Source organism: Vibrio sp. V31_P5A7T61 (assembly GCF_009904895.1).
GTDB lineage: Bacteria > Pseudomonadota > Gammaproteobacteria > Enterobacterales > Vibrionaceae > Vibrio > Vibrio metschnikovii.
Genome location: NZ_WXWI01000025.1, coordinates 104065 through 124040 on the forward strand (window position 1 = coordinate 104065; position 19976 = coordinate 124040).

At 44.4% G+C, this 19976-nt stretch carries 15 protein-coding genes and 1 riboswitch; of the genes, 5 read left to right on the forward strand and 10 right to left on the reverse strand.

From position 1 onward, the window contains the following. The first annotated feature begins 22 nt into the window (after positions 1-22). The gene (locus CAG58_RS05390; protein WP_004395089.1) at positions 23-847 is read left to right on the forward strand and encodes an alpha/beta fold hydrolase; all 825 of its coding nucleotides are present in this window, start codon (positions 23-25) and stop codon (positions 845-847) included. A gap of 238 nt (positions 848-1085) precedes the next feature. On the opposite strand, the gene CAG58_RS05395 is transcribed toward CAG58_RS05390, so the two are convergent. From CAG58_RS05395 to elyC, 3 genes are all read right to left on the reverse strand, one after another. Then, positions 1086-1676 carry a TfoX/Sxy family DNA transformation protein gene (locus CAG58_RS05395; RefSeq protein WP_040904243.1) on the reverse strand — a complete coding sequence of 197 codons (591 nt, stop codon included), beginning with the start codon at positions 1674-1676 and terminating at the stop codon, positions 1086-1088. A gap of 116 nt (positions 1677-1792) precedes the next feature. Beyond that, a riboswitch (cyclic di-GMP riboswitch) is annotated at positions 1793-1875 on the reverse strand. Positions 1876-2080: 205 nt separating this feature from the next. Beyond that, complete coding sequence (purR, locus tag CAG58_RS05400; RefSeq protein ID WP_154167931.1) at positions 2081-3091, reverse strand: HTH-type transcriptional repressor PurR; 1011 nt, start codon at positions 3089-3091, stop codon at positions 2081-2083. A gap of 382 nt (positions 3092-3473) precedes the next feature. Next, entirely contained in the window at positions 3474-4280 is an 807-nt protein-coding gene (gene elyC, locus CAG58_RS05405; RefSeq protein WP_154167933.1) for an envelope biogenesis factor ElyC, read from the reverse strand. A gap of 115 nt (positions 4281-4395) precedes the next feature. Between elyC and cmoM the strand changes: the two genes are divergently transcribed. From cmoM to mukB, 4 genes are read left to right on the forward strand one after another with little or no spacing between them, the layout of a single operon-like run. After that, complete coding sequence (gene cmoM, locus CAG58_RS05410) at positions 4396-5190, forward strand: tRNA uridine 5-oxyacetic acid(34) methyltransferase CmoM (protein ID WP_154167935.1); 795 nt, start codon at positions 4396-4398, stop codon at positions 5188-5190. After that, the gene (gene mukF, locus CAG58_RS05415) at positions 5187-6524 is read left to right on the forward strand and encodes a chromosome partition protein MukF (RefSeq protein WP_161426348.1); all 1338 of its coding nucleotides are present in this window, start codon (positions 5187-5189) and stop codon (positions 6522-6524) included. The genes cmoM and mukF overlap by 4 nt, the downstream gene beginning before the upstream one ends. Then, the gene (mukE, locus tag CAG58_RS05420) at positions 6505-7233 is read left to right on the forward strand and encodes a chromosome partition protein MukE (protein ID WP_004395095.1); all 729 of its coding nucleotides are present in this window, start codon (positions 6505-6507) and stop codon (positions 7231-7233) included. Before mukF ends, mukE begins: the two co-directional genes overlap by 20 nt. Next, positions 7230-11687 (forward strand): chromosome partition protein MukB, encoded by a 4458-nt coding sequence (mukB, locus tag CAG58_RS05425; RefSeq protein ID WP_161426347.1) that lies wholly within the window; start codon positions 7230-7232, stop codon positions 11685-11687. Before mukE ends, mukB begins: the two co-directional genes overlap by 4 nt. Before the next feature lie 414 nt (positions 11688-12101). On the opposite strand, the gene hemB is transcribed toward mukB, so the two are convergent. The 7 genes from hemB to CAG58_RS05460 all read right to left on the reverse strand — a co-directional run bounded on the left by hemB (position 12102) and on the right by CAG58_RS05460 (position 19814). Beyond that, positions 12102-13082: a porphobilinogen synthase gene (gene hemB / locus CAG58_RS05430; protein WP_202598209.1), complete on the reverse strand. Its 981-nt coding sequence runs from the start codon at positions 13080-13082 to the stop codon at positions 12102-12104. A gap of 435 nt (positions 13083-13517) precedes the next feature. After that, a complete protein-coding gene (locus tag CAG58_RS05435; protein WP_040904245.1) occupies positions 13518-14492 on the reverse strand; it encodes an alpha-L-glutamate ligase-like protein in 975 nt (324 codons plus the stop codon). A 1-nt stretch (position 14493) separates the two neighbouring features. Further along, complete coding sequence (locus CAG58_RS05440) at positions 14494-16002, reverse strand: inactive transglutaminase family protein (RefSeq protein WP_154167941.1); 1509 nt, start codon at positions 16000-16002, stop codon at positions 14494-14496. Between the two features lie 8 nt (positions 16003-16010). Then, positions 16011-16763, reverse strand: coding sequence for an ATP-dependent zinc protease family protein (locus tag CAG58_RS05445; protein ID WP_161425136.1), 753 nt, complete (start codon positions 16761-16763; stop codon positions 16011-16013). A gap of 156 nt (positions 16764-16919) precedes the next feature. Beyond that, positions 16920-17891, reverse strand: coding sequence for a tRNA 5-methoxyuridine(34)/uridine 5-oxyacetic acid(34) synthase CmoB (gene cmoB / locus CAG58_RS05450; protein ID WP_004395101.1), 972 nt, complete (start codon positions 17889-17891; stop codon positions 16920-16922). Positions 17892-18007: 116 nt separating this feature from the next. After that, on the reverse strand, positions 18008-18736 hold the full coding sequence (cmoA, locus tag CAG58_RS05455) for a carboxy-S-adenosyl-L-methionine synthase CmoA (RefSeq protein ID WP_004395102.1): 729 nt from the start codon (positions 18734-18736) through the stop codon (positions 18008-18010). Between the two features lie 175 nt (positions 18737-18911). Further along, positions 18912-19814: a DUF72 domain-containing protein gene (locus tag CAG58_RS05460; RefSeq protein ID WP_161425137.1), complete on the reverse strand. Its 903-nt coding sequence runs from the start codon at positions 19812-19814 to the stop codon at positions 18912-18914. Between the last annotated feature and the right edge of the window lie 162 nt (positions 19815-19976).

The following is a 19976-nucleotide window of genomic DNA, read 5'->3' on the forward strand; positions in this document are numbered from 1 at the left end:
ATTTTGATTTTCTGTGGTATCCATGTCTCAATCTTTACTGTTTCATAAAGTTTATCCACATCCAACCAGCCGAGAATGGGTGGTGTTTGTGCATGGTGCGGGTGGAAGCTCGTCTATTTGGTTTAAGCAGATCAAAGCGTATAAGCAGCATTTTAATCTGCTATTGATTGATTTACGCGGCCATGGAAAATCTCATCGTCTTATCAAAGATCTGATTGCTAATCGATACACCTTTAAGACAGTGACCATTGATGTACTTAAGGTGCTGGATCACTTAAAAATAGCTTCAGCTCATTTTGTCGGGATGTCACTGGGGACCATTATCGTGCGTAATATTGCCGAATTGTCCGCCCAGCGAGTTCGCTCTATGGTATTAGGTGGCGCTGTCACTCGTTTGAATATCCGCTCTCAGCTTTTGGTGAAGTTAGGCCACCTCAGTAAACATCTCATTCCCTATATGTGGTTATATCGACTGTTTGCTTATATTGTCATGCCACAACGCAGTCAGAAAGAGTCTCGTCATCTGTTCGTTCGAGAAGCTAAAAAATTGTGTCAGCAAGAGTTTAAACGCTGGTTTACATTGACTGCGGAAGTCAATCCATTGATGCGTTATTTCAAAGATCGAGAGTTGCCTATTCCCACCTTGTATTTAATGGGGGAGCGCGACTATATGTTTATTCGCCCAGTACGCGAAATGGTCGCCGCGCATCGACAGAGTGAACTGTTGGAACTCCCAAATTGTGGTCATGTTTGTAATGTCGAGCAACCGGAGTTGTTTAACCAACTGTCGATTCAATTTATCCAGCGGCAAAGTACAGCAACGACTTTATCTCATTCAGTGACTTAATCTCAGTGTCAACTGATTGAATGGCACGATTGTTGGGCAGCTATGCTTGTCTTAAGCCAATCATGTTGTTGATTTATATTGATAGAGATTAGAGGAAATGGTTGGCGAGCTGTCAGCTTCAATTGTGCAAACGATATCGAAATGATTAAGGTCAAGGAATCATGATGCTTATTAGGAGGCGTTATGATTGGTAGATATACCCGCTACTGACTCTCAGTGAGCGGGCTAGATATCAAAATTAAAACAGGTTTTTTTTCAATTCTTCACGACGACTTGGAGGGATCACCGACCAATGTTTACCTTCGATTGCCCCTTCTAACGCCCACAATAACTCTAAACTGACATCAGATGAGTGACTTTGTCTGATCGCCTGATAAGCGGCGACAGCACCCGTTTGTTGCAACTGATCAACGGAATGAATGCCTGCTTTTTTGAGCATTCTTTCGGTTGCTAAACGTAGGTTAGGCAGATCTTTAAGACGAGTGGGTTTAGTCTGCTCTTGCTGCTCTCGCTCCGATTTGGCTTGGCGTAAGGCGACGGTTGCTTCCTGCAAAATGGTCGTTGGATCAAGCCAACAGGTATCAGGTAAAGCAAAGTACTTAGTTACCACAGGAAAGCCCCGTTTTTTATAAACGTAGGGCAGATAGCCTCTTTCGGTAAAAACTTTAGCAGATTCATCGTCAGCTCGAAGATGGAGTTGATTGTTGACGACTAAAGCGAACATAGTGTCATCGACAAAAATGCCGAAGCCACCAAACATTGAGCGCGACTTGACCTGGCCAAGCAGTTCGAATAGCCGCATTGAATCTTTTAATACCGGTTTATCCATGCTGTCATTCTCGGTGTATTAAGCAATTCGCCAGCAAAATCAGGTCCGAGAAAATAGCAAAACGTCAAAAAGCATAATAATAGGGGGAGTTGACTGCTTGTTTTAGCTATTTTGTCATCGGCAACCCCGCTACCTACCACTATGGTTTAGGCCGGAGGCTTTGCGTCCCATCTTTTCAAATGGTTTGCCCTGTGCGTGACACGTTTCATTATTGACAAAATAGTATAACTTGGATGTATAAAATAAACAAATCATTGAATAAATATCACACTCAGTGATTGTTTATATGATGTTTGTTTCATTTTGATTTGAATTAGGCAAAGATTGCCCCCCAATCGTGGCGCTAAGGCTACGATTGGGTTTGAAGTCTTTTTTGCTCAATAATGGGTCAATGAAGTGGTTATCTATTTAGCGGTGAGTTTTTTGACTGAGTCACGTTCCACGATTTCAGGGTGCATTTCAAAAATACGTCTTTCGTGTTCTTTATCTTTGATGCGCTCCAACAATATTTCAAACGCATTTTTCCCAACACGGCGTTTAGGTTGATGGACCGTGGTCAGTGGCGGAGAGAAATATTCGGCTAACTCAATATTATCATAACCAATGACTGACATATCGTCTGGCACGCGTATGCCACGTTGCTGTAAACGGCTGATCAGACCTAATGCCATGGTATCATTAAAGCAGAATACCGCGCTCGGGCGTGTATCCATAGCAATGATTTTATCCGCGGCTAGAACGGCAGTATCGCATTCGAAATTGCCTTCTAAAATCCAATCTTCTTTTACCGTTAGGTTGGCTTCTGCCATGGCACGCCGAAAGCCTGCGATACGTTCTTGACAGGCGGCTTTAACAAAGTGACCACTTAGACAAGCAATTTCAGTGTGCCCATTTTCGATCAAATATTTCGTTGCTAGATAACCCCCTTCTTCAGAGTTATCAATGATCTTATCGGCTTGTGATGTTTGCGGGCCCCAATCCATAATAACTTTAGGTATCGAGGGATGACTCTCTAACATCTCAAGTAACTCTTCCGTTAAATCGGAGCACATGACCAACATACCGTCGACCCGCTTTTCAGCAAGCATACGAATATAGTCACGTTGTTTCTCGTAGATACCACCAGTATTGCAGAGGATCAGTGTATAGCCTTGGCGATAGCAATAGCTTTCAACACCATCGATCACTTCAGAAAAGAATAGATTGGTGGATTGAGTCACCAACATACCGATCGTACGCGTGGTGTTACATTTTAAGCTGCGTGCGACGGCGCTTGGTGCATAATTCAGCTGTTTAACCGCGTCCAAGACTTTTTCTTGAGTGGTTTCTGCCACAAAACGTGTTTTATTGATGACATGAGATACGGTTGTTGTCGATACGCCTGCTAGGCGTGCAACGTCTTTAATCGTAGCCATAAAATTATCCTGTCGGTGACTGCTCGGCGTTAGGTAACTAGAGCAGTAGTTATGTCCCGAAAGTGCAATCGCCCTGTTAGGAGATCGTGATAGGAGAGAGGTTTGTTTTAAGCACTGTCGATGCTGCCTTTTTACAACGTCTCATTCTTCGGGTATAGGCTAACGTCAGCCTAAAAGTAATAAAAACACAAAAACCGCTGTTAAATAGCGGCCTATTGGTTACATTTAATCTTGTTAATAACCAGCAAGATTCTAGACTGCAACGCAGTAACTCGCAATCAAATTCGGCCCATAATCCTTCCAATTGATGTTAAATGTGCACAATGTTTATCAAGTTGTGCACCAAACCACTTTTTCGACGATGCCGCTTATAACAAGAATATCAATCACCCTCTACGGCAGGCGATGATTCATTCAATTTGGGTTCATGGCTCACCCAATCGCGCATGGCTTGCCATATTAGCCCCATGGTTTCATACCAATACCGCTCAGTTTGTTCTAAATAGAGCGCTCTCGGGATATATTTATCCCAAGCTTGGCTGATATTCGTTTGGGCAAGATAATTTGTCGGCGCAGGGATAGGCGTTAGCCCTGCAGATTGAAATTCATTCATTGCACGGGGCATGTGGCTGGCCGAGGTGACCAGAACCAGAGTGCGCTGCTGAACAAAAGCGGCCGCTTGTCTTGCTTCTTCCCACGTATCTTGCGCCGTCTCAAGCAAAATAATGTCTGATTTTGCGACACCAAGCGCAAGCGCCACTTTAGCCAGCATGCGTGCATGACTCATTTCACTCCCGCCTGCATAACCCGATAGGATCAGTTTTGCGCCAGGGTACATCCGCATTACTCGAATTCCTTCGCTAAGACGCATTAACGCGGCTCGGGTAAGCTCAGAGGTTGGTGGGATGCTATCATCGACGACATGGCCATTACCTAAAACCATAACATAATCGATAGTACCCTCAATGGGTAAAAAAGCGCTGTACTGACGCTCTAAAGGCATTAATAAGCGACTGGATACTGGTTGAAAAGAAATAACCAATAAACTAGACAAACAAAATAGAACCACTAAGCAGCCAGTCTTTCGCTTTGCGGTAAACATAATCAGCATCAAGCCGATAAAACCAATCATCAGCAGTGCTGGTAATGGCATCAGTAGAGAAGAAACGATTTTTTTCAGCTCAAACATAGATTAAATAGTCCGAAAAAACAGCACTTGATAATAAAATCAGCGAAAGGTCCTTTATTCCTGCCATTCCTATGACAGAATAGCAGCACGATTTATTATCATAACTCAAGCCACTGTGACTGAAGATCGCAATTTCGACGATATTGCCCACAAATTTGCAAAAAATATTTACGGCTCTGACAAAGGCGAGATTCGTCAAGTCATTGTTTGGGATGATCTCATGCAAATTTTGACCCATTTTAACGGTCAGACAACGCCCCTGCATATTTTGGATGCGGGAGGGGGCTTGGCGCAAATGTCGCAAAAACTCGCCATGCTTGGCCATCAAATCACCTTGTGTGACCTCTCGCAAGAGATGCTCGATTTAGCCAAACAAGAGGTGACCGACCATGGATTACTGGAGAGATTTCGCTTTGTGCATTCTCCCGTACAATCTGTGCAGCAACATTTGACGGAGCCCGTTGACATCATCTTATTTCATGCGGTGATGGAGTGGTTGACGGAACCACAAGAGGCTTTACAGCAGCTGTTAGCACTGGTGCGTCCGGGCGGTATGGTTTCGGTGATGTTTTACAACCAACATGGCTTAGTTTATAAAAATGCGGTATGTGGCAATATTCCGCATATTTTAAATGGCATGCCACATCGTAAACGATTTAAATTACAGCCACAAAAAGGGCTGCTCCCTGCTGATGTGTATCAGTGGATTGAACATGCTGGATGTCAAATTATGGGTAAGTCAGGCATTCGTTGCTTTAGCGATTATATCGGCAATATGACCAATATGGGCGAGTTTGAGTTTGCAGACCTTTTGGCATTGGAGCAACAATTTTGCCGCCAAGAGCCTTATCTATCTTTAGGACGCTACATCCATGTTTGGGCTAGGAAACAACCACAGGAAGAACAATGAGTGATATGACTCACAATGCGACTGAACAACCGATTGATGAACTCGTCAGTTGGGTGAAGCAGCACGATTTTTCTTTGAACTTACCTGCTGAACGGCTGGCGTTTTTGATAGCGATTGCGGTATTGAGCCATGAAAAATTCGATGAAGAATTAGGGGAGGGGGAATTGCATGATGCGTTTGCGATTGTTAGCCGCCTATTTACTGAAACGGGTGATGTCTCTGCATTTCGGGCTAATAACGCCATTAATGAGCTCGTCAAACAGCGTTTGCTGAGTCGTTTTACTAGTGAGGTCACCGATGGCGCGAGCATTTATCGCTTGTCGCCTTTGGCGATTGGCATTACCGATTATTATGTTCGTCATCGTCAGTTTTCGAAATTAAAACTCTCTATTCAACTTTCCTTGTTAGCGGATGAAATGGCTAAAGCCGCCAACTCCGCTCAGCAAGGGGGGACACCTGCGCATTGGAAAAAGAATGTTTACGGGGTATTAAAATACTCGGTGAGTGAAATCTTTGATCGCATCGATCTCAACCAACGCGTTCTAGACGAGCAGCAGCAATCCGTGAAACAACAAATTGCCGATCTATTGAATAAAGATTGGCGAGAAGCGATTCATAACTGTGAAAGTTTATTGTCTGAAACCTCATCGACGTTACGAGAGCTGCAAGATACGCTTCAAGCCGCAGGCGACGAATTACAAACTCAAATTCTTGATATTCAAGAGATTGTTTACGGCGATCCAGAATTAGAGTTTATCGATGAAGTGCTGTTTGTGCTGCAAATGAAATTAGACCGAATCATCAGTTGGGGACAACAGGCGATCGATTTATGGATTGGTTATGACCGCCATGTGCATAAGTTCATTCGCACGGCGATAGATATGGATCAAAATCGCGCTTTCAGCCAACGTTTACGCCAGTCGCTGCACGATTACTTTTCTCAACCTTGGCTACTCACTTATGCCGAGGCCGAGCGTTTGTCTGATTTACGCGATGAAACTCTGATGTTACGAGATGAAGAAGTGACCGGCCACATTCCCCCCGCTGTCGAATATGAAACGTTTCAAAAGGTTCACGATGAGCTTGCAGAGCGTATTGCTGGGATGCTTCAGAGCCATAAACAACAGGGCCAACCGATCAACCTTGGTCATGTGCTGCGTGATTATCTTGCCGCACACCCAAGAACTCATCATTTCGATCTAGCCCGTATTGTTGTCGACCAAGCCGTTCGCTTGGGTTATTCACAATCCGACTACCAAGCCATTCAACCTGATTGGCAAGCGATTAACCAATTTGGTGCAAAGGTACAAGCTAATGTCATTGACCGATATTAACCACTATATGCCAGAGAATCTGGCTAAAGCGATTGTTAACCCGCTTTTTCCGGCTTTAGACAGCCAATTACGCGCAGGGCGCCATGTGTCCAGCGATGATTTAGATAACCATGCGTTTCTCAGTGATTTTGAGCCAGAGTTAGCACTTTTTTATCAGCGCTATAATACTGAGTTAGTTCGTGCGCCCGAGGGCTTTTTTTACTTACGTCCACGCTCTACCTCATTGATCAATCGCAGTGTTTTGTCTGAATTAGATATGCTGGTTGGTAAGGTGCTGTGCTTCTTATATCTAAGCCCAGAGCGTCTTGCCCATGAAGGTTTATTTACGTATCAAGAACTCTATGAAGAGTTATTGAGTTTGACCGATGAGAAGAAATTGATGAAGCTTGCGACCAATCGTGCGCAAGGTTCAGATTTGGATAAAGAGAAACTGTTTGAAAAAGTCCGCACTTCGTTACGTCGTTTACGCCGCCTAGGGATGATTATCCACCTTGGCGAAACCACCAAATTTAGAATTACCGAAGCGGTATTTCGTTTTGGAGCCGATGTGCGTATTGGCGATGATTTACGTCAGGCGCAATTGCGTTTGATACGAGATGGTGAAGCCGTTGTTCATAGTCAAGAGCCTAGTCAGCAAAGCTTATTGGATACGGTATCTGCTGACGAACAACATGAAGATCAACCGACATTATGGGAAGATGAAGCATGATTGAAAGAGGTAAGTATCAATCGCTGACCATGATCAATTGGAACGGCTTTTTCGCACGTACTTTTGATATTGATAATTTGGTGACGACGTTATCGGGCGGCAATGGGGCGGGTAAATCAACCACGATGGCGGCGTTTATCACCGCATTAATTCCCGATCAAAGTTTACTGCATTTTCGAAATACCACAGAAGCGGGCAGCTCTCAAGCCTCTCGCGATAAAGGCCTGTACGGTAAATTACAACCTGGCGCCTGCTATGCGGCATTGGATGTGGTCAATTCTCGCCATCAACGCTTACTGTTTGCAGTAAAACTTCAACAAGTTGCCGGCCGTGATAAAAAAGTCGATATTAAACCTTTTGTGATCCAGGGTTTACCTAGCCATATCAAACCGACGGATATTTTGATTGAAAGTGTTTCTGATCAACACGCTCGAGTGAGACAGCTCAATGAAGTCAAAGATGCCGTTCATGCTATTGAAGGTGCGCATTTTAAATCGTTCAGTTCCATCGTCGATTATCATAGCCACATGTTTGAATTTGGTGTGGTACCGAAAAAGCTGCGTAATAGCAGCGACCGATCAAAGTTTTATCGCCTCATTGAAGCGTCTTTGTACGGCGGTATTTCCAGCGCGATTACCCGTTCATTACGCGATTACTTACTGCCACAAAATGGTGGGGTGAAAAAAGCGTTTCAAGATATGGAGTCAGCGCTGCGAGAAAACCGCATGACGTTGGAAGCGATTAAAAACACCCAAGCCGATCGTGATCTGTTCAAACATTTAATCACCGAATCGACCCAATATGTTGCCGCAGACTACATGCGTCACGCCAATGAACGTCGCAGTAAAGTGCAGCAAACGTTGACGTTACGCCAAGAGTTATTCAGCGCTCGAGATACGCTTCTGGAACACAATCGGCTATTGAATCAAGTGCACGAAGAGCTGGAAACGCTGCTTGAACAAGAAGCTGCGCTGGAACAGGATCATCAAAGTGCAGCCGATCATCTGCAGTTAGTACAAAATGCCCTTCGTCAGCAAGAAAAAATCGCCCGTTATCAAGACGATCTTGAAGAGTTGAGTCTGCGTCTTGAAGAGCAGCTAATGGTGGTTGAAGAAGCGCAAGAGCGCTTAGTGATGGTTGAAGACCAAGCCACTGCGGCTGAAGAGGAAGTCGATAGTCTGAAAACTCAGCTTGCAGATTATCAGCAAGCGTTAGACATTCAGCAAACGCGAGCTTTGCAGTATCAACAAGCAATGCAAGCCTTGGCAAAAGCACGTCAGCAGCTCGCTGATGATAGCTTGACGGCAGAAAGTGCTCAGACGGTGATGATTGAGCTGAGCGCACGCCAAGAGTCAACCACCCACGAATTACTGGCAGTTAAACATAAGCTCGATATGTCTTCGGCCGCTTCCGCGCGGTTTAACGAAGCCTTGCATTTAGTGAGCCGCGTTTTAGGTGAGGTCACTCGTAGCCAAGCGGCAGAGCATGCAAACCAATTACTCGCTCAAGCACAGCAAGCACAGCAACTCGTACAGAATGAAGCGCTTTGGTATGAACAGCAGCGCGATTTACAGCACCGTATCGAACAGCAACAATCTGTGCGTCAATCGGTGACTGATTATCACCAGCAATTTCAGGTGATGATTGATGATCCATCCCAATTGCAGCAAGAACGCGAGAAGCATCTCGCTCTGTTAGAAGAGCTTGATGAGGCACAAGAAGTGCTACGCGATCAGCGTAGTCAACAGCGTGGTCTTGAACAAGAACAACGCAATGCTATCAAACAGTTGGAGCTAAAAGCGCCAGCTTGGCATCAAGCGATAGAAGCATTGCAGCTATTGCGTGAGCAAAGTGGGGCGGGTTTAGACAGTCGACAGTCGGTAATGACTGAGATGCAAAGCATTTTAGAGCGTGAAAAACACCAATCGGCTCAGAAAGATGCATTAGCTCAACGTCGTGAGCAATTAGAGAAAGATATCGAACGCTTGGCTTCACCGGGCGGATCGAATGATCCTCGTCTTAAAGGCCTTGCCGATACCCTTGGTGGGGTTCTACTTTCTGAAATTTATGATGACATAACGTTAGAAGATGCGCCGTACTTCAGTGCTATGTACGGTCCGGCTCGTCACGCGATTGTGGTCTCTGATCTTTCAGGCATCAAAGAAAAACTGGTCGAGTTAGACGACTGTCCAGAAGATCTTTATCTGATTGAGGGCGATATTGATGCGTTCGATGATAGCTCATTTAATGCCGCAGAATTAGAAGGTGCGGTCTGTGTTCAGCTCAATCAGCGTCAAATGCGCTATTCCCGTTTTCCAAAAATCCCACTGTTTGGGCGTGCAGCTCGTGAGCAACGTTTAGAGCTACTGCGCGATGAGCGTGATGAAGTTGTCGAAGCGCATGCTAAGGCCGCGTTTGATTCACAAAAGTTACAGCGCTTATACCGCAGTTTTAATGATTTTGTTGCTCAGCATTTACAGGTGGCGTTTGAGCCGGATCCTGAACAAGCACTCAGTCAAGCTCGTGACGCACTCAATCATCTTGCTCGCCAGTTAGTCGAGTTAGAGCATCAACAACAGCAACAAACCAGTCGACGTCAACTGAGTAAACAGGCATTAGCACTATTAGAGAATATTGCGCCTCATTTACGCTTGTTGTCTGAATCTGGATTAACCCAACGAGCCGCAGATATTGACGCCAAGTTAGCTCAGTTAGTGGAAGCGAAAGCTTGGCTTCATGCTCATGGTAAAACGGTTGAACAACTGACGCCGATTGCTTCAGCGTTAGAGGTTGATCCTGAGCAGTTTGAAGTCTTAGAACAGCAATATCTTGCTGCGGATCGCGGACTGCAACAACTCAAAACACAAATTTTTGCCCTCGCTGATTTGGTTGAACGTCGCCACCACTTTGCTTACGCAGATTCGGTGGATCTTCTCAATCAAAGTAGCGAACTCAGTGAGCAGTTAAAAGCTAAGTTAGTTCAAGCTGAGAGCCTGCGTCAGCGTACTCGCGAAGAGTTAAAACAAGCGCAAGCGCAATTCAATCAGTACAACCAAGTGTTGGCATCGTTGAAAAGTGCTCATCAGGCTAAATTGGAAACAATGCAAGAGTTTAAGCAAGAGCTACAGGAGTTTGGCGTACATCCAGATGAAAACGCATTATTCAGAGCTCAGCAGCGCCGTGATGAGCTGCATGAACGTTTGCACAGCTCTCGTAGCCGTAAGAGTCACTATGAGCGGACAATCACCTCAACCGAAATTGAGATGAAATCGCTTGCCAAGCGATTGAAAAAATTAGAAAAAGAGTATCAAGATTTACGTACTTTCGTTGTTAATGCCAAAGCTGGGTGGTGTGCGGTTCTTCGTTTAGCCCGCCAAAATGATGTTGAACGTCGTTTGCATAAACGTGAATTGGCTTATTTATCAGCTGATGAGTTACGCTCCATGTCGGATAAATCACTCGGGGCGCTACGTCTTGCCGTGGCGAATAATGAGGCGCTGCGTGATGCGCTGCGCCACTCGGAGGATAATGCGTACCCTGAACGTAAGGTACTGTTTTACATTGCAGTTTATCAGCACTTACGTGAACGAATTCGACAAGATATTATTCGTACCGATGATCCTGTTGAAGCGATTGAAGAGATGGAAGTCGAGCTAGCTCGCCTAACAGAAGAGCTGACTCAGCGGGAAAATCGTTTAGCGATCAGCTCAGATTCGGTGGCGAGCATTATTCGTAAAACCATTCAACGTGAACAAAACCGTATTCGCATGCTCAACCAAGGGCTTTCGAATATTGCTTTTGGGCAAGTGAATGGCGTGCGTTTAAATGTCAAAGTTCGTGAAAGCCATGAAGTTCTTCTCAGTGGTTTAGCAGAGCAGCAGGCTCAACATAAAGATCTGTTTGAAAGCTCACGTTATACCTTCTCAGAAGCGATGGCGAAGCTATTCCAACGCGTCAATCCCCATATCGATATGGGGCAGCGTTCACCACAAATATTGGGTGAAGAGCTACTCGATTATCGTAACTATCTTGAGTTGAGTGTTGAAGTTAATCGTGGTTCAGATGGATGGTTACAAGCCGAATCGGGCGCATTGTCAACGGGTGAAGCCATTGGTACTGGCCAATCTATCTTACTGATGGTCGTACAGAGCTGGGAAGAAGAGTCTCGTCGTCTACGCAGTAAAGATATTATCCCATGCCGTTTATTGTTCTTAGATGAGGCAGCACGTTTAGATGCTAAATCAATAGCAACGCTATTTGAACTGTGTGAACGTTTGGATATGCAATTATTGATTGCGGCGCCAGAAAATATCAGCCCAGAAAGAGGGACCACCTATAAACTGGTGCGTAAGGTATTTAAAGATCATGAACACGTGCATGTGGTCGGACTGCGTGGTTTTACTAGTGAAAAACCCAAAAATGAGTCTTTGCCACTGGCCGATGCTGTCAGCTAAGCTGAGTCACTCGTAAATAAAAAGCGCCTTGATGATAAGGCGCTTTTTTATGATCATTGTTGTCTTCGCTGAACGGGTATTGATGTAGGAGAACATTAAAGTTTGAAACCTTTCTACTTCCGAAGCTCGCTTCCATCGTGGTTACAGCGACCAAATGTAACAATAAAGATTGAAACTTAGACTCAATCAACGTGGCTACCCTAAGAAAAAGTGTGATTACAAAGTTTGAAACTCACTTTTGGACAAAAGTGTTTCAGCCAGAATGGGCTGAAACCTTAAAGCTTTAAACATTTGAATGCGAATATGCCAACTCTGAAAATTGAATAATGTGGACAAAGAACATTCCTTTAGTCCACAGTTTTGGTATAGTAGAGAACTTATGTTAATTATTGAAATTCATAGCCAAATACTCAGCTAAATTTCTTCACTTAACCATGTCGCATACTGCTTGGTATAGTAGCTGACAATTAAATCTGCTCCAGCTCGTTTTAGCCCAATAAAAGTTTCGTTCACCACTGACTTTTCATCGAGAGCACCAGCCAGAGCCGCAAATTTAATACTCGCATACTCTCCACCTACTTGATAAGCAGCTAACGGTAAATGAGTCTCTTGTCTTAAGCGGGAAAGCACATCTAGATAAGGTGTACCTGGTTTGACCATAAGAATATCAGCACCTTCAGCTTCATCAAGAGAAGCTTCGAGTAAAGCTTGTCGACCGTTGGCATAGTCAAGTTGATAGCCTTTCCTATCACCATTGAGTCCACAATCTACTGCCGTCCTAAATGGCCCGTAAAAGGAAGAAGCAAACTTTACTGAATGTGCCAAAATTGCCACGTCATGATAACCGGCGGCATCAAGGCCCAGACGAATCTCTTTTACTTGACCATCCATCATTGATGAAGGAGCTAACATATCAGCACCCGCTTGAGCTGCTGTTAAAGATTGCTTAACCAAGTTTTCAACCGTAAGGTCGTTACACACGTTATTATTTTTTATTACTCCACAATGCCCATGAACAGTATATTCACAGAAACAGATATCTGGAATGACCATCATATCTGGTACAGCAGACTTTATTATTTTAATCATACGTGCAAGTAAACCATGATCATTCCATGTGTCGCTTCCTTGCGCATCTTTAGTATGAGATATTCCAAAAGGCATCACATAGCGTATACCTAAAGCATGAAGTTCTCGAACCTCATCCGCTAAATGACACTCTGGGATTCTGCTTATGCCAGGTAGAGTAGAAATTGGCACTGGTTGCTCTATATGTTCCTCGACAAATATAGGATGAATTAAATCACCTAGTTGTACATGATTTTCTCTTAATAAATCTCGCATAGCTTCGGAACTTCGGAGGCGTCTTAGACGTCGTGATGGGGCAGTGTTCAAAATACCATATCCTAATTTAAGTGACTCAATGTAAAGGTTTGTTAGTCAGCACTTATGATTTCTCTTTAGTAACAAATCACTTTTTGATTTAAAAAAACATTTTTTTACTCTGCTCTTCAATACAAAACTAGTCAATAGTTATGTCAGAAATGAGGTGGCAGCCCACAACGCAATACTTTTCTGTATTCAGGCTTCGTATAACTTTTAGTATGGAAATATATGTCTTCAAAATTTAAAAGAGTATTTGCACTAAACGATTTCGGGGCAAATCTGCGTTACGGTCATTGCCCTTCAGTATGGTTCTGGATAAAACCTTGTCAGAGTACAAGGTAAACTACGACAAAAAATCATCGAAAAGTTTCGAACTTTATTGTCGAGCTGCAAACTTAGTTGTCCACCGTTAATTGAATGGCGGTAATCACCATCTAATGAGTATTACCCGTTTTTTAGCCCAAATTGTTTCGCGGCATAAGCCACTCGCTCGGCTGGTGTTGGATAAATCAGTGGTGATCCGATGCTTTCAATATGCTGTAACCTTGGTAGTAAGCCAGCACCATTAGCGGTTTGAATCGCTAATCCTGGACGAGCATTGAGCTCAAGCACCATCGGACCTTCTTCTTTATCAAGGACCATATCAGTTCCAATATAACCTAAACCGGTCATTTCCCATGCACTGGCCGCTAAGGTTAATAAGCGTTCCCAATGCGGTACCGTAAGCTCAGATAATGATCTTCCGGTATCGGGATGATGGGTCACTGGGCGATTGAACTGTACAGCACGTACCGCTTTACCCGATCCGAGGTCAACGCCCACTCCCACCGCTCCTTGGTGTAAGTTAGCTTTGCCATCTGAAGCAGAGGTAGAAAGCCGCATCATTGCCATTACTGGGTAGCCTTTAAAGACGATGATCCGTACATCGGGAACGCCTTCATAGCTGAAACCATCAAAGCAGTCATCAAATTTGATTAGGTTTTCGATCACGGCAACGTCATTTTTACCACCCAGCGAGAAGAGACCAGCTAAAGCGTTACTGACGTGCCGTTCCACATCTTCTTTATTAATGGTCGAGCCAGAGGGCTTGGTGTAAATGCCATCTTTGTGTGAGGTGATGACTAAGATACCTTTGCCGCCACTGCCTCGTGCCGGTTTGATAACAAAGCCCGGCCACTCTTTGACCATCTCGTGAATGCGCCTAACATCGCCTTGGTTGCTGATCACGCCAATCAGCTTTGGTACCGTACAACCTGCGCGTTGAGCAATCAGTTTTGTTTGCAGTTTATCGTCAACCAGAGGGTATTTGGAGCGATCATTATAGCGACCAATATAGCTATGATTACGCTTATTCATGCCCATGATCCCCTTGCGGCGTAGCTTGAAAGGGGAGGTGTATTCAGAAAGAGAAAAAAACATATTAATCTCCGTCTACCAAGGGTTTAAAGCGACGCAGTTCGGTTAAGCGATAACCGGTATACGTTCCCAATAATAAAATGCCTGCTAAGACAATTAACTGTAATCCAATAAAGTTGAAAGTTAAGTGCTGTACATAAGGGTTAGTCATGGCTAAATAAATCAGCACGGCAGTCAATAACGAGCCACCACCTTGCAGAATCACTTCTTTAGCGCCTTCCTCTTCCCAAAGGATAGACATCCGTTCAATGGTCCAAGATAAGATGATCATTGGGAAGAACGTAATCGTTAAGCCTTCGGTCAGGCCGATTTTGAATGCGACGACAGTAAACATTGAAATGATTAAAATCACCGAGATAATCACCGCCGATATTCGGGCGACCAGCAATAAGTTTAACTTAGAGAGATAGCTACGAATGATTAAGCCTGTGCCGACAATCAATAAAAACCCGATGATCCCCGTGGTTAATTGGGTCTGGACAAACGCGACGGCAATCAAAACGGGCATAAAAGTTCCCGAGGTTTTTAAACCAATGATCACACGTAAAAAAACCACAATCAGTGCGCCGATAGGGATCAGCATAATATTTTTAAACATCGCTTGTTCTTCAAGCGGTAAGCTATGAATGGATAGGTTTAATAATCCATCGGCGCTGACTTTACTGTTGGTGGCTTGTTGAGGAGAGACATCTTGCGCAATCATCGTGAAATGCACTTGGCTGTTTTGTCCACCCATCACATCAAGTAAAGAAACATTCGATTCATCCCACACCAACAAATTCGGTTGAGTCGGTTGAGTGCCAGTTTCTGGATTAAACAGCACCCATTTACTGCCGTCCCAGACTTGATTCATATGTTGGATCGATTGACGCCGACGTCCGTCTTCTAGGCGAATGACGCCAACCACTTTATTAGGAATTTGTGCATACGAAAGGAGTTTTTGCGCCGCGTCGACTTTACTCATTTTATTGAGCAGTAAGGCGGCGTTTTGATTTTCTGCTTCGTTGAGCGCTTTAATCAGTTCGCGAGTAAAGGTAACGTCATCCGCTGAACGACGGTTAGCCTGCTCGATAAGTGCGATGGCTGAGGTTTCATCTGGACCGTCAAATGTGGGTTTAACCATCGGTGCGCTTGGCGGGAGAGGAATCGCGTTCGCTTGTGGGTCCACTAAGAACTGAGTTTTGTAATAAATGGTCTGTGGACCTTTGGCCTGACGAATGGTCCACTCTGCACGTCGACCACTTTCTGTAGTGACATAAGAGATACCGTAACCCGGAGAAGAGGCATTCTCTCCAATCAACGTAAAGCCATCTTGGGTATGAGGAGCGGCGAGAGAGACTTTGACTTCCCGACCTTGCGCGTTAAATTCAATTCGCGCTTCAATGTCCCAGACTTGGCGAGTTTCACCGGGTGTCCATGGTACACCATAGCTTTGATGACGCATGACACTTAAAGTAATCCCCACCACAATTAACAACAATATGGATAGATAAAACGGAATTCGTGACGTCATAATGGGCCTTATTTTTCTTTAGTTTCTGTCTGAATGTATTGACGGCTTACATCCACCACGGCGATATCGCGAATAAATTCCCGACCTAATAAAATAGGATGGGTCATTTGTGAACGATCAGCGAGGGTAAATTGAGATTTTTGATGAATAGGCCCCAATTTCACCCATAATTCGACCACAGCACGACGCTCTGTTTGCTCGTTGGTCGCTTGACGAATACGAACATAACGGAGAATAGGCGCTTCTATCCAATTGCTATCGTCTTTGACGCTATTATCACCGGTGAGGTGAAAACGTACCCAATTCTTGCCATTGCGTTCAAACTCTTCAACGTCGACGGCATTCAGTGAAGAAGTCGCTGCGCCAGTATCAATTCGAGCATCAAACGATTGTTTAATACTGTCGATGGTCACGCGTTCGATTTCACCTAATACCAGATCCTGACGAGGGATAGTTTGAGTGGCATTCACCGTGGCGAGGGAATCAGCGGATGGTGATGGTTCACTGATGATGATCGGTCGGTTGGCGAGGTCTTTTAGCTCGTACATTTCATTCTGTAAGCTAGAAACTTTACCGTCAAGGCTATCGATATAATCCATCTGATTGCTGATATGGAGTTCTAAATTAACGATTTTATTAGCAATGTTTGACTCAGATTGGTGAAGTGCGGCCAGCGTAGCCTGATGATATTCATCCCCCTTTAATAGTGTGCAGCCTGAGAGTAGGCTCAGTGCAACGATGGGAGCTATTCGCTTAAACATTGGCAACCTTATTGTTATGTGATGGTTTCATTCGTTATACCCTCGATGACTTAAAGGACGATCGGTGACTTTAAGTCATCGATCAGCGCCCGAGGGCGCTAATCTCATCCGTTAGGGTAGACGTATCCGTAGCCTGACGAGTTAAGGCTGTGTCAATTATGGTTTCTGAGCAATTAAAATTGCTCGACGTGGTGCTGGATAACCTTCCACGGTTTTACTTGGATCGTTATTATCAAGGTAATCGGGGAGCGAATTATGAGTCATCCACTCGGTACTGCGTTGCTCATCTTGTGAGGTAATGTTCTCATCGACAATCCGTACATCCACAAATCCGACTTTTTCTAGCCAGCCTTTTAATGCCAGCGCTGATGGGAAAAAGTACACATTTCGCATCTGGGCATAGCGGTCAAAAGGCACAAGAACCGCATTTTCATCCCCTTCAATTACCAGAGTCTCTAAGACCAATTCACCCCCACTAACCAGTTGATTTTTTAATTGGATGAGGTGATCTAATGGTGAGCGACGATGATACAATACTCCCATACTAAATACAGTATCAAATGCTTGTAATTCAGGGAGTTGTTCAATACCAAGCGGGACTAAATGGATACGTTGATCGTTATCCATCAATTTTCGAACGGCTTCAAATTGGATTAAAAACAGTTCAGATGGATCGATACCCATCACCTGATACGCTCCTTCGCCGAGCATACGCCACATATGGTAACCATTACCACAGCCGACATCCAATATTGAACGCCCCTGAAGGGGTGAAATGTGAGGTAGAAGACGATCCCATTTCCAGTCGCTGCGCCACTCGGTATCGATATGAATGCCATGCAGTTGATAAGGACCTTTGCGCCATGGATGGAGCGTTTTTAATAGACTGGTTAGTTTTTTTTGCTCACCTTCAGGCAAGGGGTGTGTATTGCTCACCGACACCGACTCTTTTAAGTCAATATGATCAGGGCTGGCATCCGAGATTTTTTTTAAGGCGCGTAGCCAGCGTTCCATATCCCCATGAGGTTTCGCCTGCCATTCAGCAAGCTGCTTGGGTAACACTTCTAACCAAGGCTGTAAGCGGGTGTCTTGCGCAATGCGCTGATAAAGTGGACCAAAATTAAACATAATCGTCTATTCCTAACTAGTACAAACCCACGATGGTAGAGAACCCATATCTACCTTGCAGGAAAAAAGCGTGGTTATTATTTGAGGTAATCATGCCAAGTCAGCACACGACGAGATTATTTGATGGCGAACATCGACCCAAAATTAAAGCATTGGAACCACATTTCGTAGCTCGAAAAGCCTAAGGCTTTGAAGCGTGCTTTGTGGGCTTCTATTGAGTCTGGGCGCATCACATTTTCAATTGCACTGCGCTTTTGGCTAATCTCTAATTCGCTGTAGCCATTAGCACGTTTAAAGTCATGATGTAAATCGATCAGCAGCTCGTGAGCCGTTTGATTAGGGAAAATAAACTTTTCAGAAATAATCAATATGCCGCCACTACGTAATCCAGCATAAATATTTTCCAGTAGGCGATAACGATCGTCAGGGGACAAAAATTGCAGTGTGAAGTTAAGCACCACCACAGAGGCATTTTCGATCTGAATATCACGAATGTCCGCTTCGATAATCTCGACTGGCGTATCAGAACGGTAAGCATTCACGTGCAATTTACACCGTTCTACCATCGCCGATGAGTTATCGACGCCGATAATTTTGCACCCTTCTTGTTGAATATGACGACGCATGGATAAAGTGGCAGCGCCTAATGAACAGCCAAGATCATACAAATTAGAGTGTGGCTTAGCAAAACGTTCGGCGAGCATGCCAATCGCGGAAATAATATTACTGTAGCCCGGAACGGAACGCTGAATCATATCGGGGAACACTTCAACCACTCGCTCATCGAAGGTAAAATCACCGATTTTATCGATAGGAGCGGAGAATATGGTGTCTTTGTTGGCCATGAGTAACCCTTATACACACTTGATTTTACCTGTCCTTTTATCATCACGACGCGAATAGAAATGAGCGCTCGCTAACATCGAGGAATAAAAGGACGGGTTAGATAAAAAAGTGCCGTATTTTATGAAAAATTTACTGGTCTGTCATTATATACCCAGAGCTAGTGACAAAACATCGTCAAAATATCGACATTTGTTGACTGTTTTGGGCCGGAAATGGAGCTAAATCGGGTAACCTTGTTTGTTTGGCGATTTCATCGGCAATAAGCGCAAGTTGGACGCTGGTTTGTAATTGCCGATACAAATCAACCGCGAGTTCTGGGGCATAAAAGTTATCCGGCGTATGAATCATCAGATAGGGTTGTTTTCCGGCGGCGATCCATTGGGGTAACTTTTGTAGCCAAGGCTTAAAAAAAGCATCATTCGCGGTTAAATCAGGATGGCCGATAAAGCGAATCATGGGGTTATCGGCAGTGGCCAATGCGTGGACGGGCACTTTCGGCTTTTTCTTTTGTGCATCAATAATAGTTTCGTTGCTTGGCTCGGCGGCAAAAACAGGGCGGCTATCCATGATAATTCGATTGATCCCCTCTTCAATCAGCCATTGGTTAAAACGACGCTCTTCTTCACCTTTAGCAAAATAGTCACGATGGCGCACTTCTACCGCTAATGGGAAATCTTTGGGGAAATAGCGGCAAAATTTTTGTAAATGACTCAACTGAGCGGTACTAAACGAAGCCGGCAGTTGTATGGTCCATAAACCAATTCGTTGATGCAGTGGAGCCATTAATTGTAAAAACTGTTTGAGTTCACCTTGGCATCCAACCAACTGATGTTGGTGGGTAATACTTTTCGGTAGCTTAAATGTGAAACGGAAATGGTCATGGGTTGCGGCTCGCCAATTATTCACCGTTTGTGGCGAGGGCGACGCATAAAACGTCGTATTGCCTTCGACGGTGTGAAAAACGGTTGCGTAGTGCGCTAAACGATCGGTCGCTGAACTACCCGAAGGATAAAAGCGCCCTTGCCAGCCGGTATGTGACCATAGGGTCAGTCCTAGACGTAGTGGTAAGTTTGTCATCGTCACGGTTTATTTGCTTCTTACTTCAAGTGGTTTGGTCATTGCTGCGATGATGAATTTTTTCTTGTTGGTAAGCATGAGTTCTTTGAAGAATACGTTATTTTAACGTTATAATCAGCGCCAATTTTATTACTGTTGATGCTTTGTACATATTTTGCTGAA